General features: G+C 66.6%; 14 protein-coding genes. 8 read left to right on the forward strand and 6 right to left on the reverse strand.

Annotated features, from left to right (window positions below; all coding sequences use genetic code 11):
• Positions 1 to 22: 22 nt before the first annotated feature.
• The 3 genes from TPR58_RS07170 to TPR58_RS07180 form a co-directional block, all read right to left on the reverse strand.
• On the reverse strand, positions 23 to 541 hold the full coding sequence (locus TPR58_RS07170) for an EF-hand domain-containing protein (protein WP_346245938.1): 519 nt from the start codon (positions 539 to 541) through the stop codon (positions 23 to 25).
• A 161-nt stretch (positions 542 to 702) separates the two neighbouring features.
• Positions 703 to 1,476, reverse strand: coding sequence for a thioesterase family protein (locus TPR58_RS07175; protein WP_346245939.1), 774 nt, complete (start codon positions 1,474 to 1,476; stop codon positions 703 to 705).
• Positions 1,473 to 2,996: a class I adenylate-forming enzyme family protein gene (locus tag TPR58_RS07180; protein WP_346245940.1), complete on the reverse strand. Its 1,524-nt coding sequence runs from the start codon at positions 2,994 to 2,996 to the stop codon at positions 1,473 to 1,475. The genes TPR58_RS07175 and TPR58_RS07180 overlap by 4 nt, the downstream gene beginning before the upstream one ends.
• Before the next feature lie 88 nt (positions 2,997 to 3,084).
• Between TPR58_RS07180 and TPR58_RS07185 the strand changes: the two genes are divergently transcribed.
• Positions 3,085 to 3,876 (forward strand): SDR family NAD(P)-dependent oxidoreductase, encoded by a 792-nt coding sequence (locus tag TPR58_RS07185; protein ID WP_346245941.1) that lies wholly within the window; start codon positions 3,085 to 3,087, stop codon positions 3,874 to 3,876.
• A gap of 86 nt (positions 3,877 to 3,962) precedes the next feature.
• Complete coding sequence (locus tag TPR58_RS07190; protein ID WP_346245942.1) at positions 3,963 to 4,448, forward strand: hypothetical protein; 486 nt, start codon at positions 3,963 to 3,965, stop codon at positions 4,446 to 4,448.
• A 45-nt stretch (positions 4,449 to 4,493) separates the two neighbouring features.
• On the opposite strand, the gene TPR58_RS07195 is transcribed toward TPR58_RS07190, so the two are convergent.
• A complete protein-coding gene (locus tag TPR58_RS07195) occupies positions 4,494 to 5,201 on the reverse strand; it encodes a glutathione binding-like protein (protein WP_346245943.1) in 708 nt (235 codons plus the stop codon).
• Between the two features lie 50 nt (positions 5,202 to 5,251).
• Positions 5,252 to 6,466: an MFS transporter gene (locus tag TPR58_RS07200; protein ID WP_346245944.1), complete on the reverse strand. Its 1,215-nt coding sequence runs from the start codon at positions 6,464 to 6,466 to the stop codon at positions 5,252 to 5,254.
• 176 nt (positions 6,467 to 6,642) lie between these two features.
• On the opposite strand from TPR58_RS07200, the gene TPR58_RS07205 reads away from it, so the two are divergent.
• From TPR58_RS07205 to TPR58_RS07225, 5 genes are all read left to right on the forward strand, one after another.
• Complete coding sequence (locus TPR58_RS07205) at positions 6,643 to 7,866, forward strand: acyl-CoA dehydrogenase family protein (protein WP_346245945.1); 1,224 nt, start codon at positions 6,643 to 6,645, stop codon at positions 7,864 to 7,866.
• Positions 7,867 to 7,917: 51 nt separating this feature from the next.
• Positions 7,918 to 8,988, forward strand: coding sequence for an acyl-CoA dehydrogenase family protein (locus tag TPR58_RS07210; RefSeq protein WP_346245946.1), 1,071 nt, complete (start codon positions 7,918 to 7,920; stop codon positions 8,986 to 8,988).
• 230 nt (positions 8,989 to 9,218) lie between these two features.
• Positions 9,219 to 11,987 carry a TonB-dependent receptor gene (locus TPR58_RS07215; RefSeq protein ID WP_428835697.1) on the forward strand — a complete coding sequence of 923 codons (2,769 nt, stop codon included), beginning with the start codon at positions 9,219 to 9,221 and terminating at the stop codon, positions 11,985 to 11,987.
• Between the two features lie 67 nt (positions 11,988 to 12,054).
• Complete coding sequence (locus tag TPR58_RS07220; protein ID WP_346245948.1) at positions 12,055 to 13,338, forward strand: spinster family MFS transporter; 1,284 nt, start codon at positions 12,055 to 12,057, stop codon at positions 13,336 to 13,338.
• 64 nt (positions 13,339 to 13,402) lie between these two features.
• Positions 13,403 to 13,783, forward strand: a complete 381-nt coding sequence (locus TPR58_RS07225) for a hypothetical protein (RefSeq protein ID WP_346245949.1) — start codon at positions 13,403 to 13,405, stop codon at positions 13,781 to 13,783.
• A gap of 5 nt (positions 13,784 to 13,788) precedes the next feature.
• Here TPR58_RS07225 and TPR58_RS07230 read toward each other — a convergent pair whose 3' ends face one another.
• Entirely contained in the window at positions 13,789 to 15,030 is a 1,242-nt protein-coding gene (locus tag TPR58_RS07230) for a TetR/AcrR family transcriptional regulator (protein ID WP_346245950.1), read from the reverse strand.
• A 153-nt stretch (positions 15,031 to 15,183) separates the two neighbouring features.
• Here TPR58_RS07230 and TPR58_RS07235 point away from each other — a divergent pair, with 153 nt between their 5' ends.
• Positions 15,184 to 16,467 carry an acyl-CoA dehydrogenase family protein gene (locus tag TPR58_RS07235; protein ID WP_346245951.1) on the forward strand — a complete coding sequence of 428 codons (1,284 nt, stop codon included), beginning with the start codon at positions 15,184 to 15,186 and terminating at the stop codon, positions 16,465 to 16,467.
• Positions 16,468 to 16,489 lie beyond the last annotated feature (22 nt).

Raw genomic sequence — 16,489 nt, forward strand, 5'->3', positions numbered from 1 at the left:
CGCCCCGGCAAACCGGCCCGGTTCAGGCGCCAGGCGTGGCGTCCGCATCCCCGGCCGGAGGGATGGCGTCCGAGCCACGGCGGCCGCCCGCCGCACCCGCGGCATCGCGCATCGCGGCGATCTCGGACGAATCGATCTTGCCGTCCTTGTTGCGGTCCAGACGGTCGAAGCTGCGGGCGGCTTGAGCGCGCTGCTCGTCGAGCGTCACGACACCGTCGCCATTATGGTCCAGCGCGGCGCCCATCCGGCCGCCGCCGCGCCGGCCCTGACGTTCTGCTGCGGTCAGCTTGCCGTCCTTGTCGACATCCATGCGCGCGAACCGTGCATCGGATGCGGCGATGAATTCCTCACGGGTGATCACGCCGTCGCCATTGCTGTCGGCTCGCATCAGCATGCCGCCCCGCCCGCGGCCGGGCGGAGACGTATCCTGCGGTGTGGCAGCGGTCGGGCCACTTGCGGGGGCGGCGGGCTGGACAAGGGCATAGGCACTTCCGCCCGCGACGAGCGAGGCGAGGGCGGCGGCGAGCAGGGGCGTCTTCATTCCTGGACTCCTGTGACACGAACGGCCGAACGGTCCCGGCCCTGATCCGCTTTCTGAAGCCAAGCTGTCGCAGGCATTTGTCAGGCGTTCAGGAATCTGTCGCAAGATGTCGCAAGGGCGGGGGAGCCCCTGGAGGTTCCGGTACCGGGGAGCCTTGGCCCTCAGGCGAAGATTGCCACCGCCTGCATCGCCTCTGCGATCGGCTCACCGGCCGCGTTCCAGATCGCCATGCGCTGACTGGCGCCCCCGTCGCGGGCCTGGTCGGAAATGGCGTGGAGCAACCACCAGCCGTCGTCGGTTCTTGGTTCGGGCGAGAGCAGGTTGATCTGCCAGTTGAGCGAGCTGACCGGCGCCTGCTGGCCTTCGATCAGCTTGAATGCGGCCGGCGGCAGGCCGTCGCCGATCGCCATCACCTCGGTCATCGGATGCAGGCCGTCACGCGCGCGCAGCCGGACCCAGCGCAACCACTCCGCCTTTCCACGGGCCGCCTTGGGATCGAAGAAGTTGAAGTTGCCGGTGAAGAAATTGTCCGGCCCGGTGTAGAGATCGGCGCCGTCCGGGGGCGGCGCGATCGGCGCGCGCGGCGCCTCGTCATGGTCGATCCGCGATGCGAGCGGTGCCATGAAGATGAAGGTCGCCCGGTAGCCGAGACCCGCGTCGGACACGATGTCCGACTGGATGAACGCTGCGTTGCGGCCCCGGCGCAGCTTGATCGCGGTCACCGCGATGTCGCCGGACAGCGGTCCGATAAAGGCGACCTGTGCCGAACGCAGCGGCGGCAGATCGGGCTCGACCTGCATGGCGGCATGCAGCGCCAGCGCGGACGACAACCCGCCATAAGCGGTGCGGCCCTGAAGCCAGTCGGCGGGAATCGCGGTGCGGAAGCCGCCGTCGATGGGCGTCGCGGTGGCGAGGATGTCGGCGAGCGGGGTCATTTCGCGAGATACCGGTCGCGCAGTTCGCGCTTCAGCACCTTGCCGATCGCACTGCGCGGCAGTTCGTCGATCGCCTCCAGCGCGGCGAGGCGTTGGGTCTTGCCGACCTGGCCGTTGAACCAGTCGAGGATCGCCCGGGTGTCGTCGTCGCCGACATAATAGCCGACCGGGGTCTCTCCCCATTCGTCCGACGGAACGCCGATCACTGCGCAATCCTTCACCTGCGGATGCTGCGCGAGGACGGCCTCGAGGTCGGATGGATAGATGTTGAACCCGCCCGAGATGATCAGGTCCTTCTTGCGGTCCATCAGGATCAGGAAGCCGTCCTCGTCGAACCGGCCGACATCGCCGTGACGCAGATAGGCATTGCCGTCCGCATCATGCCAGGTGCTGGCGGCGGTCACGTCGTCGCGACCGTGATAGCCGCTCATCATCGCGGCCGAGCGGCCGACGACTTCGCCTGTTTCGCCCTGGGACACTTCAGCGCCGTCCTCGTCGATCAGGCGAATGTCGTGCCCCTCAAGCGGCCGGCCAACGGTGTGCAGCTTGTCGGGAAATGCGTTGCAGATCAGGATGCAGGTGCCGCCGCCCTCGGTCAGGCCGTAATATTCGATCAGCAGCCCGGGCCAGCGCGCCAGCACGTCCGCCTTCAGCTCGGCGCTGAACGGCGCGCTCGTGCAGCTCTTGAACTGGTAGCTCGACAGGTCGAAGCTGTCGAAATCCGGGAGCGCCATGATCCGCTGATACTGGACGGGTACCAGCATCGAATGGGTGGCACGGTGCCGTGCCGCCATCTCGACATAGGTGCGCGCATCGAACTTGGGCATCAGTACCGCGGCACCGCCCCTGGCGAGCGTCGGCAGGAAACTGACCAGCGTCGTGTTCGAATAGAGCGGCGTCGCGATCATCGTCACCGCATCGCGGAATGTGGTCGGCGAGCGGCCGATATGCTGCCAGCGCATGCTGTGCGGCTGGACGATTCCCTTGGGCGTGCCGGTGGTCCCTGAGGAATAGATGATGTTGAACGGATCGGAAGGCGCGATGCTGACCGGCACCGGGGATACGCCGGCAGGGGCAAGGAAGTCCTGCCACGCGATGTCCGCAGTAGCACCGTCGAGCCCGATCCGGTTCGCGGCGATGTGGATGCCGTCGATCCGGGTCGCCCCTGCGCGATCGAGGAAGAGGATCTTCGCGCCGCAATCGGCCACCATCGCGGCAATCTGGTCCCCGGTGGACGATGGCGCGATCGGGGCGGGGACGCAGCCCGCACGCAGCGCGCCGAGAAAGGCGCAGGCATAGTCGATCGAGGCCGTGCCCAGCAGCGCGACCGCATCGCCCTTGACCAGGCCGTCGCGCTGCAGCCCTGCCGCGACCCGGTCCATGACCGCGCCGAGCCCGGCATAATCGAGCACGCGCTGGTCGGCGATCAATGCCGGCTTGGCCCCACGCTCGTTCGCGTTCGCCCGGATCAGGTCGGACAGCGTCGCGAACTCGCTGGCCAGCATCGTTTCTGCGTTCATTCACCCTCGCCTTTTCGCGCAAGCGCTAGGCGAGGGGCGCCCGGAATGCCATACGCGATCTTCGAAAAATTTCGGGAGGAGCGCGAGGATGTCGGATCGGATGCAGGGCATGGTGGCGATCGTGACCGGCGGCGGAACGGGCATCGGCGCAGCGACGGTGCGTCGGCTGGCTGGGCGCGGCGTGCGCTGCGTCGTCAACTATGCCAGCAGCCGCGACGATGCCGAGGCGCTGGCCGCGGACGTGAGCGGTATCGCGGTTCGCGCCGATGTGGGCGACGATGCCGAGTGTCGCGCGCTCGTCGCCACGGCGATGGACAATTACGGCCGGATCGACCTGCTGGTGAACAATGCCGGCAAGACGAAATTTGCCGCACATGAGGATCTCGACGCGCTGAGCGCGGACGACTTCCTCGACCTGTACCGGCTCAACACGATCGGCCCGTTCCAGATGATCCGCGCCTGTGCCCCGGCAATGCGCAAGGGGCCGGCGAGCGCGGTGGTCAACATCGCCTCGGTCGCGGGCATTTCCGGCCACGGGTCGTCGGTCGCCTATGCCGCGTCGAAGGGCGCGCTGGCGACGATGACGCAGAGCCTGGCGCGGGTGCTGGCGCCGGCCATCCGGATCAATGCGGTCGCGCCGGGCTATGTCGGCACCGGCTGGTTCGAGAAGCGGTTGAGTGCCGAGGGTTTCGCGGCGCTCAACGACCGGATCGCATCCGGGGTGCCGATGGCGCTGGCGGCGATGGCCGACGATATCGCGGTGCATGTCGTCCACCTGCTCGATCCCGTCAGCCGGGCGCTGGCGGGAGAGATCGTGCGAGTCGATGCAGGGGCACATCTTGACATCGGCCAGTCACGGCGGCCGGGCCGGGAGGGATAGGCCCAAGCCCGGAATCCGGCGTCCCCTCCGGATCGTCCGGCCACTCGGGGAGTTTCGCATCCCGGACAGGGGGAAGCGGAATGGACATGACGGCGACGATATTTGGCGTTGCGGTGCTCGCGGTACAGCTGCTGATCGTATCGACGGTCGTGATGCTGCTCTATCGGGGCTGGAAGAAGCGATCGTCAGCCGTCGCGCGCGGCGAGATCGAGGTCGGCGTCGACGGCGGCAGGTCGATCCCCCTCATGGCGAGCTTTGCCGGCGTGCGCGGCATGCCCTGGTGGTTTGCCGTTGCGACCAACAATGCGCGGCCGTTGCTGGAAATCCTGCGCTCAGGCCTGCGCTATCGGGTGATCCGCAAGCGCGAGCGCAGCTTTGCGGAGATCGAGCGGGTCGATGTCCGCACCTTCTGGAAGACGGTGAACCTCGACATCGCGTTTCGCGGCGACCTGCTGACGCTTGCGGCCAATGTCGGTACCCTGGAACGGGCGAGGGAAGCGCTGGCGCTGTTCCCGCCCGGCGTTCCGATGACGCCGCGCGCGCAGGCGGTGTTGGCCGGCCGCGCCATCTGAGCGCGGTCCCCGGCCGCCGCTGACGGTCGGGGTCCGCGAACCCCGTCAGGCCTTCGTCGTGTTCGCTGCGGTCTGGCCGAACAGGACCGCCTTTTGTTCGTCGGTCATCGGCTTCGCTTCGGCCTGGATCGTCTTGCCCTCCTCATAGGCGCGCAGCGTCGCCGGGCGGGCGGCGATGGCGTCGAACCAGCGCTTCACATTGGGAAAGTCGTTCAGGTCCTGCTTGTGCGCCTCGTGCGGGACGATCCACGGATAGATCGCCATGTCGGCGATCGAATAGCCGTTGCCGGCGACGAACTCGCGGCCTTCGAGGCGGCGGTCCAGCACGCCGTAGAGCCGGTTGGTCTCGTTGGTGTAGCGCGCAATGGCATAGGGCACCTGTTCCGGCGCGTAGATGTTGAAATGGCCGTTCTGCCCGGCCATCGGGCCGAGGCCGCCCATCTGCCACATCAGCCATTGCAGGATGTCGGTCCGCTCGCGCTGCGTCTCGCCGTAGAAACGATCGTGCTTGAGCGCGAGGTAGATCAGGATCGCGCCGCTTTCGAACACGCTGACCGGATCGCCGCCGTCGACCGGGGCGGTGTCGATGATCGCCGGCATGCGGTTGTTCGGCGCGATCTTCAGGAAATCAGGCTTGAACTGGTCGCCGGCACCGATGTTGACGCCGTGCAGCGTGTAATCGACGCCCGCTTCCTCGAGAAAGAGGGTGATCTTGTGGCCGTTCGGCGTGGGCCAGTAGAAGAGGTCGATCATCGCGCGGGCTCCCTGAGAGGTGAAGCCAGCCAGATGGGAAGCCGGCCCCGCTACGCAACCGGCCGGGGCGATAGTTTCCCTAGCACCTTCGAAAGCACGATCCCCAGTGCGACGAACGCGAGCAGCGATGCCGCGACGAAATTGCCCGATGGAAAGCCGTTTCGCGCTCCGATCGACAGGGCATAGCCGAGCGCCAGCGGGGACAGGATCGCGGCGATCGCCGACAGGCTCTGCATCCCGCCCTGGACCGCGCCTTGGTGCGATGCGTCGGTCGACCGCGACAGCAACGCATTGATCGACGGGAAGACGAACCCCTGGAGCGCGCCCGGCAGGATCACGAGATAGACGAGCCAGCCCTGGCGGATGAAGACATAGCTGAGGAAGACCAGCCCGGCGATGGTCATGCCGATCACGACCGTCCTTTCCTCGCCGAAGCGGGTGATCGCCTTGCCGGTGACGAAGCCCTGCACCAGCGCCATCGACAGGCCCGATGCCGCCAGCGACCAGCCGATCTCGCGCGGGCCCCAGTCCAGCGCGATCTCGGCCCAGAAGGCCCAGGTCGCGGGATAGACCATATGAGCGAACTGCCAGCAGAAGGCGGCGAGCAACAGCCATTTGGCGGCGCCCGAGTCCATCAGCGGGCGGAACGCGCCGACGATATGCGCCTGGCGCCACACGAACGGGCGGCGCCGCTCTGCGGTCATCGTCTCGGGCAGCGCGACCAGGATCCAGATGGCGTTGACCCCGGCGAGCGCGGCAGCGGCGATGAACGGCGCGCGGTGGCCGAATTCGGCAAGCAATCCCCCCAGGGCCGGGCCGAGGATGAAGCCGATCCCGAAGGCGGCCCCCATCAGGCTGAACACCTGGCCGCGCTTTTCCGGCGGGGTGACGTCGGCCAGCACCGCGTTGGCGGGCCCATAGACCGCGCCGGCAAGTCCCGCGACGACCCGGCCCAGGAACAGCCAGGCGATCGTCGGCGCCACCGACATCAGCGCATAGTCGACCGAGAAGGCGAGCATCGAGAACAGGATCACAGGGCGGCGTCCGATCGTATCGCCCAGGCTGCCCATCACCGGTCCGGCGAGGAATTGCGCCGCGGCATAGGCGGCGAGCATCCAGACGCCCGTTTCGGTCGCCCCGGCCAGCGTCGCGCCGCTCAGTTCGACGATCAGGCGGGGCAGGACCGGCATCACGATGCCGAAGCCGATCGAATCGATCAGTACGGCCATCAGCACGATCGGCACGGCACGATGATGGAACGTCATGCGAGCTTTCCCCCTCCGACTCGCCCCGAACCGCAGCCTGCCGTCCAGCCGGCACGCCAATGGAACATGAAAGGAACAAGGACGCAAGTTGACGATCAAGCGCAACATCGCTTGACGTGGACGGAACCATACCGCAAATTCGAAATAGAGATAAACGGCCAACCGGGAGAGATGTCTTGGCCTCCGCAGCAACCATCGATGCGCCGGCGACTCCGCTCGACGCGTTCCGCACCGAGGTCCGCGACTGGATCGCGGGCAATTTCCCCCAAACGCTGAAGGGCAAGGATCGCGGGCTTTCCGCGGTCGAAGGTCCGGTCGAGGAGACACCCGAGGAAACCCGATGGCGCGAGGCGCTGGGCGGCAAGGGCTGGACGGTGCCGACCTGGCCGAAGGACTATGGCGGCGGCGGGCTGGGTCGTGCCGAGGCTCGGGTGGTCCAGGAGGAACTGGCGCGCGCGGGCGCGACCAACCCGGTTGCCGGCACCATGGGCGTGATGATGTTCGGCCCCACGCTGCTGGAATATGGATCGGAAGCACAGAAGCGCGAGCATATCCCGGCGATCGCGATGGGCACCGTGCGCTGGTGCCAGGGCTATTCGGAGCCGGGTGCGGGATCCGATCTCGCCAGCTTGCAGACCTTCGCCGAGGATGCCGGCGACCATTATGTCGTCAACGGCCAGAAGACCTGGACCTCGGGCGGGCAATGGGCGGACAAGTGCTTCATGATCGTCCGCACGGACAAGTCGAAGAAGCATGAAGGCATCACCTTCCTGCTGTGCGACATGGACGCGCCGGGCGTGGAGACGCGGCCGATCCGGCTGATCTCGGGCGCATCGCCCTTCTGTGAAACCTTTTTCACCGATGTTCGGGTGCCGAAGACGAACCGCGTCGGCGAGGAGGGGCAGGGCTGGACGATCGGCAAGCGGCTGCTCCAGCATGAACGCAACAGCCTGTCGGGCGGCGGATCGACCGCGGGCCGGATGTTCTCCGGCCCGCCCCTGTCCGAGATCGCCAAGAAGACGGTCGGCGTCGATGGCGAGGGCAGGATTGCAGATTCCGAGTTGCGCACCCGGATCATCCGTCACGACATGGATGCCCGTGCCTTCATGCTGACGCTGCGCCGCGCGCAGATGGAAGCCAAGTCCAACCAAGGGCCGTCCGCAGCCACATCGATCATGAAGAATGTCGGCGCGCGGATCATGCAGGAGCGATCCGAACTGCTGATCGAGATCCGCGGGCTGGCAGGACTGGGCTGGGAGGGCGAGGGGTTCAGCGAGGACGAGCTGGCGCAGGTGCGCATGTGGCTCTTCGGCAAGGCGGTGTCGATCTATGGCGGATCGACCGAGATCCAGAACAATGTGATCGCCAAGCGCATCCTGGGGATGCTCGACCACCAGTAATCGCTCTCCCAGGGCCGCGCCGAGGCGCGCCGGGACGTCAGGAAGAAGAACATGGCCGTACTGACCGAAGAACAGACGATGCTGCGCGACATGGCGCGCGAATGGGTCGACAACGAGGCGCCGGTGGGCGCCTTCCGCAAAGTGCGCAATGCCGCGCCCGCCGCGGGATATGATACGGATTCGTGGAGGGAACAGGCCGAGATGGGCTGGGCCGGGGTGCTGATCCCGGAGGCGCATGGCGGCGTCGGCATGGGATTCCTGTCGCTCGCGCAGGTGCTGGAGCAGCTGGGCCGCAACCTGGTCGCGACCCCGCTGTCGAGCACCGCCGCCGCATCGAGCGCGATCCTGCTGGGCGGGTCGGATGCGCAGAAGGCGGAATGGCTGCCCAAGATCGCCAGCGGCGAAACGGTCGCGACCCTTGCGATCGACGAGGGGCCGCGCTTTGCGCCAGATCGGATCGAGGCACGCGTCGAGGGCGGCGCGCTGACCGGGACCAAGGCATTCGTCGCGGAAGGCGACAGCGCCGGGCTGTTCGTGGTCGCGGCCACGGATGGACTCTATCTGGTATCGGGCGATGCCGGCGTGACGCGATCGCCGCGGCATCTGGTCGATTTTCGCAGCCATGCAGAGGTGCGGTTCGATGGCGCGCCGGCAGAGAAGCTGGAGGGGGGCGGGGACCTGCTGACCGCGGTGACCGATCGCGCGGCCGCGGCGCTGTGTGCCGAGATGCTGGGCATGGCCGAAGCGGCGTTCGCGCAGACCAACGATTATCTGAAGACCCGAGTCCAGTTCGGACAGGCGCTCGCCAGCTTCCAGGCGTTGCAGCACCGCATGGCGAAGATGTTCACCGAGCTGGAACTCGCGCGCTCGGCGGTCGAGGGGGCGTTCGAGGCGATCGATGCGAACCGCGCCGACGTCAGCGTCGCGGTAAGCCTGGCCAAGGCGGTGATGAACGAGACGCTGAATCTGGTCAGCCGAGAGATGGTGCAGCTGCACGGCGGGATCGGCATGACCGACGAGCATGATGCCGGCTTCTACCTCAAGCGGTCGCGTGTGCTGGAGGCGATGTGGGGAAGCGGGTCCTGGCACAGAGAGCGCTTCGCGCGGCTGAGTGGCTACTGACGTCCACAGGGGGTGCCGGCGGCACCCCTTTTTGCTGCCGTGCATTACTCGTTTCGAAGATCGGTTCAGTTCGGATCGATCGGCCGCGTCTTCCTATGACATTCCTGCAACACCTGAGAAGCGTCCTGCTTTGCAACGCGTGTTGCGCTTGACGTCTTTCGCGTAAACCGGCTTATTCGAGTTTAGGGTATGGAGCCGTAAAGTGCTCCGGCCATGGTGGGAGAGAGATGATGATGCGGATTCGCCTTTTGTCGGCGTGTGCGGTTCCTGCGTTCGTGATGGCGCTCTCGGCGCCTGCCTGGGCGCAGGATGCCGATGCCCCGGCGCAGGACGACCCTTCCAACGAGATCGTCGTGACGGCGCAGGGACGCGCGCAGGTGCTGTCCGACGTGCCGATTGCGGTGACCGCGATCGCCGCCGAGACGCTGGAGCTGACCGGCGCGACCGACATCCGCCAGTTGAATCAGATCGCCCCGTCGCTGCTGGTCTCGTCGACCGGATCGGAAGCGAACGGATCGGCCCGCATCCGCGGCATCGGCACGGTCGGCGACAATCCCGGCCTCGAAAGCTCGGTCGCGACCTTCATCGACGGCGTCTACCGCTCCCGCTCGGGCATCGGCCTCAACGAACTGGGCGATATCGAGCGGGTCGAGGTGCTGCGCGGACCGCAGGGCACCTTGTTCGGCCGCAACGCATCGGCCGGCCTGATCAACATCGTGAGCAAGGCACCGGCCTCCACCTTCGGCGCCGGGGCCGAGGCGACCTATGGCAATTACAATCTGTGGCGCGTCGGCGGCTACATCAACGTGCCGCTGGGCGACACGCTGTCGAGCCGCGTCGACGGCGTCTATGTCAAGCGCGACGGCTATTATCGCGATGTCACCAACAACACCGACGTCAACGACCGTGACCGTTACTTCGTGCGCGGCCAGCTGCTGTTCGAACCGTCGAGCGCGCTGTCGGTCAGGATCATCGGCGACTATACCAAGCGCAACGAAAGCTGCTGCGCGGCGACCTTCATCGACGAGACGGTTGCGCCGGCCAATCTGGGCCTGCTCAATCCGGCGACCAACCCGATCGTGCGCGTGCTGCGCGACCTGGGCCAGCCACTGGCGGCGTTCACCACGCCTTATGACCGCGACATCTATACCTCGCCGGGCCGCAGCTATGCCGGCGAGACCCGCGACTGGGGCGTGTCGGGACAGATCGACTATGATCTGGGCGGCGCGAAGCTGACCTCGATCACCGCCTATCGCGGCTATCATAGCGATCAGGGGTCGGACACCGATTACAGCTATGTCGACATCCTGTTCCGCGCCGCGGACGGCAATTCGGCGCGCGAATTCGGCACCTTCTCGCAGGAGCTTCGCCTGCAGGGCGAGGCGTTCGGCGGGAAGCTCGACTGGATGGTCGGCGCCTATTACGCGAATGAAGACCTGACGGTCACCGACAATCTGCGCTTCGGAAGCCAATATGGCCGGTTTGCGGCATGCCGCATCATCACGAGCGGTGCGCTTGGCTTCGCCTATGCGCCCAATGCCACGGGCTGTATCAATCCGGCACTGCGGCCCACCGTATCGGGTGCGTTCGGCGCCGCCGGGCCGCTGATCCTGGCCGGGTTCGATCGCCTCGACGGGGTGCGCAATGTCGGCGACACGCTGTCGACCTATCGCCAGAACAGCTCGAACTATGCGTTCTTCACGCACAATATCTTCGAGATCACCAGCGGGCTGAACCTGACCGTCGGCCTGCGCTACACCAACGAACGCAAGAAGTTCGACGCGACCTTCGGCAGCGACAATACCGCATGCCCGGCGCAACAGGCGGCGCTTGGCCCGCTGCTGGCCAATCCCGGCCTGGCGGCGGTCGCGGGCGGCCTCATCAACCTGACCTGCCAGGGCAATTCAAGCAGCGAGCTGAACGGCGTCAGCATCAACCGCGAGCGCAGCGAGGACGAATGGACCGGCACGGCGATCCTTTCGTACAAGCCGACAGAGGATCTGATGGTCTATGCCAGCTATGCGCGCGGCTACAAGGCGGGCGGGTTCAACCTCGATCGCTCGGCGCTGAAGGGGCCCGTCCCGAGCTTTGCCAGCCTGGGCGGCGCGCAGGCGCTGGTCGGCAACCTGGAGTTCGACCAGGAGATCAACAATGCCTATGAAATCGGCCTGAAATATTCGACGGGTCCGTTCTCGCTGAACGTCGCTGCGTTCCGCCAGGACTTCAAGAATTTCCAGCTGAACACGTTCAATGGCTCGGTCTTCCTCGTCCAGAACATCAATTCCTGCGGCACCGACTTGAACGGCGCGGACCGTGACCAGAGCATCAATCCGGGGCTGCCCGGCTATGTCGCGCCGACCGCGACCAACAGCAATCCGGCGGCGACCACCGGCGGCTGTGCCGCCGGCGACGTCAAGGCGGGCGTGCGCTCGCAGGGTGTCGAGGTCGAGGCGTCGCTGGTCCCGCACCGCGATATCCGGGTCAGCCTGGGCGTGACCTATTCGGACACCAAGTATCGCGACAATCTGATCGGCAACCAGCGCGGCACGCCGCTGGACCCGGCGCTCCGGCTGCTGCCCGGCGACAACATGTCGAACGCACCGGAAATCGTTGCGACCAGCAGCTTCGCCTGGACGCCCGAGATCGGCAATTCGGGGCTCAGCGCGCTCTTCTATGTCGATGCGCGCATGACGGGCGACTTCAACACCGGCTCGGACCTGTTCCCGCAGAAGGAGCAGGACGGGTTCGTGCTGGCCAATGGCCGCGTCGGCATCCGCGGGCCGCAGCAGAAATGGGCGCTTGAGTTCTGGGCGCAGAACATCTTCAACGAAGGCTATACCCAGGTCGCGTTCAACTCGCCGTTCCAGCAGGGGCCGACCGCCGGCGCCGCGCTGAACTCGGCCTATAACAATGCGCGCTATCCGGGCGGCACGCAGATCTTCTCGGCCTATCTCGCCGAGCCGCGGACCTACGGCATCACCGGACGCTTCCGCTTCTGAGGCGACCGGACGGGAGGGGCGCGGACCAGCGGGTCCGCGCCCTTCGTCCCCAGTGTGGAGTAAGCTCATGCCAGCCATCGATACGCTCGCGCAGGATCAGCGGGCGTTGCGCCGACGCGGGCTGACGCTGGCACTGCTCACCATCACCTATTTCTTCAGCTATATGGATCGCCAGATCCTCGCGATCCTCCAGGAGGACATCAAGCGCGAGCTGATGCTGGCCGACTGGCAGCTCGGCCTGCTCGCCGGGCTGGCCTTCGCCGTCTTCTACGCGACGTTGGGCATCCCCGTCGCCTGGCTGGCCGACCGGACCAATCGCAAGAACATCGTCGCGATCAGCCTGGCGATCTGGAGCGCGATGACCGCATTCGGCGGGCTCTCCCAGAATTTCGGTCAGCTGCTCGCCGCGCGGATCGGCGTCGGAATCGGCGAGGCAGGATCCTCGCCGCCCAGCCATTCGATGATCGCCGACCTGTACCCGCCCGAAAAGCGCGCGGGGGCGATGGGCATCTATTCGCTGGGCGTGGTGCTGGGGTCGGCGTTCGGGACGTTCATCGGCGGGCTGGTCGCGCATCATTACGGTTGGCGTGCGGCGATGTACGTCATCGGCCTGCCCGGGGTCGCGCTGGCGGTGATCGTGTGGCTGTTCGTCGTCGAGCCCCGGCGCGGCCTGTCCGATCCGCAGCATGCCGCGGCGATGGCTGCGCCGATCCCGCCGCTGCGTGACGGTTTCGCCGCGATCCTGCGCAACCCGGCGGCGCTGCATCTCGTGATGGCGGTGACGATCACGTCGATGATCGGCTATGGCCTGACCGCGTTCGGCCCCAGCTACATGCAGCGCTCGCTGGACTTCACCAAGGCCGAGATCGCGCTCTATATAGCGCTGCCCGGCGGGCTGTGCGCCACGCTGTCGGCGGTGCTGGGCGGCAAGCTCGCCGACCGGTTTGCGCGTACGCACGGGCTGCACATGCAAAGCACGATGGTCGCGGTGCTCAAGACGCTGGCACTGCCCTTCACCCTGGGCTTCCTGCTGATCGACCAGCCCGGCCTGGCGATCGCCGCCTATTTCATCAACCTGCTGCTCGCCAATTCCTATCTCGGCCCCAGCTTCGCGCTGATCCAGGGCCTGGCGCCGGTGCGCCAGCGCGCCTTGTGGGCGGCGATCACCCTGCTGGTGATCAATCTGGTCGGGCTCGGATTGGGGCCGACGCTGGTCGGGACGATCAGCCATGTGCTGCGCGGGCCGCTGGGCGAGGATTCGTTGCGCTGGTCGATGATCCTGTTCGCCGCGGTCACGCCCTGGGCGATCTGGCATTACTGGCGCGCGGGCGTGCTGCTGCGCGCGCGCTGAATTGCTCAGCCGGCGTTCACCCTCGGCCGACCAGGGTCCGGACAGGATTTCGAGGAGCCCGTTGGTGAAGACCTTTTTGATGATCGCCGCACTCGTGTCGCTTCCGGCCGCATCCGCGGCCGCTGCGCCGGAGCTGCCCCAGCGCGGCGTTCCCGACACCTGCAGTGTGACCGTCTCGTTCGGCAGCTATGCGATGGGGATCGACCGGCCGGCGCTGGAGCGGACCGAGCGGCTGCTGAAGCGCGACCGCACGGTGCGTCGCACGAGCAGCCACCGCTGGGGCCGAGAGGGCGAGATGACGCTGTGCGCGATCACGAGGCGTCCGGCCGATGCCCGGCGGCTGTTCCAGCGGGTCAAGGCAGCGTTGCCGCGGGATCCGCGCGGTCCGATCACGATCGAGACGCATGACGGCCTGAGCCATACCGCGTCGCGACCGATGCGCTGACTGCGTCAGTCGCTCAGCACCCGATCGTCGAACAGGCCGTAGGCGAGGGTGGAGGCGTAAAAGGCCACCGCACGGTCGCGCGGCATGGTGCTCGCCCATTTGCGCATGTCGAAGGCGGCATTCTGCATCGCCATCATCGCCTGGCTGGCGACCAGCGGATCGATTGCCCGGATCGATCCCTCGGCGATGCCGTCGGCCAGCATGCCGGCGTAGCGACGCGCGATGCGGTTCGACCGGTCGATCATGACCTCTCGCTCGCGCGGGGGCAGGCCGGAGAGGGCGGTGGTGCGCAGCAACGGCCCGCGTTCCGAGAACTGGACGTCGAGCAAGGTCGCCATGATGTTCTCGAGCCGGTCCCAATAGCTGCCGCCGCGCTCCTCGGCCAGGCGCTGGGTATCCGCGATGATGTCGAAGCTGCGCTTGTAGCAGGCGATGACCAGCTCATCCTTGGCGTCGAGATGGTGGTAGAAGCTGCCCTTGGTGACGTTGAGCTCGCTGGCGATCTTCTGCACCGACGCGCCGCGATAGCCGAGCTCGTTGATCAGCCGGGTTGCCGCCAGCAGGAACGCCTCGCGCCCCGGCTCCGCGTCGTCATGCACCAGGTCGAGCAGGTGCGGCTGCCAGCGGGCGCCGGGCGCCGCGAAGCCGTGGGTGAAGACTTCCATCAGCCGCGCCTCGACGCGGGGATATTCGTCGATCTCGTATCGGGTGAGCCAGACGGTCAGCCAGAAGGTATTCTCGAGCAGCACATGCGCGCGCGCGCCGCGCAGGTCGGTCTCAGCACGGCTGCCCTCGCTGCCCCACAGGCTGCGCGTCAGGCGGAATACCTCGCGCCAGCCAGCCAGCAGGTCGCGCTTCATGTCGCCGTCCATCGCGCGCAGGTCCGACAGGATCGCCAGCGCCTTGGCCTCGCCGCGCGCGATCGCCGCCAGCCGTTCGAAGTTGATCGCCAGATAGCGCGCCACCCGCCGCTCCGGCGTCGGCTCGCGCAGCGCCTCGCCAAGCATCTCCTTCAGTTTTTCGAGCGTCTGCTCGAACGCCGCAGCGGCCAGGTCTTCCTTGCGCTTGAAATAATAGGTGACGCTGGTCGTGTTCAGCCCGACGCGCCGCGCGACGTCTGCGAAGGTCATGCCCTTCGCACTCTGTTCGTTGATCGCATCGGCGGCGGCTGCAAGGATGGCGTCGCGCTTTGCCAGGAAGCGCTTGGTTCCCCCCTCCGCCGCGCCTGCTTTGTTGGGCGCGTTCATCGCACCACTCTAGCCATTTCGGCGCAATCCAAAAGAGGGTTTTTGGAATTGCGCGATGCGCGACGAGCGACGCATTTTCAGGGATCAAATCGCTTTACCGAATATCGGGTACGCTCTAAGCCCGAATCCGACAGCAATCAGGAGAGCGATGCCATGGACTTCACGCTGACCGAGCGCGAGACCTATTTCCGCGATCGCGTGAAGGCGTTCATCGAGACGCGGATCCGTCCGCGCGATGCCGATTATCATGAAGAGGCCAGAACCGGCGAGCGCTGGAAGGTGAACCGGGTGATCGAGGAGGTGAAGGCCCAGGCCAAGGCCGAAGGGCTGTGGAACTTCTTCATGCCGCCGCATTCCGGCCAGTCGCATGTCGACGACAGTTTCGAATTCCAGGGCACCCAGCTCACCAATCTCGAATATGCGCTGTGCGCCGAGGAGATGGGCCGCATCGGCTGGGCGTCGGAGGTGTTCAACTGCTCCGCCCCTGACACGGGCAATATGGAGGTGTTCCACCGCTATGGCACCCGCGCCCAGAAGGATCGCTGGCTGAAGCCGCTGATGCAGGGCGAAATCCGCTCCGCCTTCCTGATGACCGAGCCGGCGGTCGCATCGTCGGACGCGACCAACATCCAGACCCAGATGGTCCGCGACGGTGACGACTATGTGATCAACGGCCGCAAATGGTGGTCGTCGGGGGTCGGCGACCCGCGCTGCGGCGTCGCGATCGTGATGGGCAAGACCAATCCCGACGCCTCCCGCCATGCTCAGCAGAGCATGGTCCTGGTGCCGATGGACGCGCCGGGCGTGAAGATCGAGCGGATGCTTTCGGTTTATGGGTATGATCACGCGCCGCACGGGCACGGCGAGGTCCTGCTCGAGAACGTTCGGGTTCCGGCCGACCATATCCTGCTGGGCGAAGGCCGCGGGTTCGAGATCGCCCAGGGTCGGCTCGGGCCGGGGCGCATCCATCACTGCATGCGGACGATCGGCGTTGCGGAAGAGGGCATCGAGGCGATGGCCAAGCGGCTGCTGAGCCGCGTCGCCTTCGGCAAGCGGATCGCCGATCACTCGATCTGGGAACAGCGGATCGCGCGTGCCCGCATCGACATCGAGATGACCCGCCTGTTGTGCCTGAAGGCTGCCGACATGATGGACAAGGCGGGCAACAAGGCGGCCCAGCTCGAGATCGCGATGATCAAGGTCCAGGCGCCGATCATGGCGCTGCAGATCCTCGACGACGCGATCCAGGCACATGGCGGCGGCGGCGTGTCGGAGGATTTCGAGCTGGCGCACAACTGGGCGAGCCTACGTACCTTGCGCTTCGCCGACGGGCCGGACGAGGTCCACAACCGCGCGATCGCGCGCAACGAATTCGGCAAATATGCCGAGTTCAAGGCGGACCGCGTGTCGTCCGGGGATGTCGGCGTCAGCCGCTGAACCCAGGATCCTCGCCCAATCG

This window comes from Sphingomonas rustica, from assembly GCF_039652585.1.
Taxonomy (GTDB): Bacteria; Pseudomonadota; Alphaproteobacteria; order Sphingomonadales; family Sphingomonadaceae; genus Sphingomonas; species Sphingomonas rustica.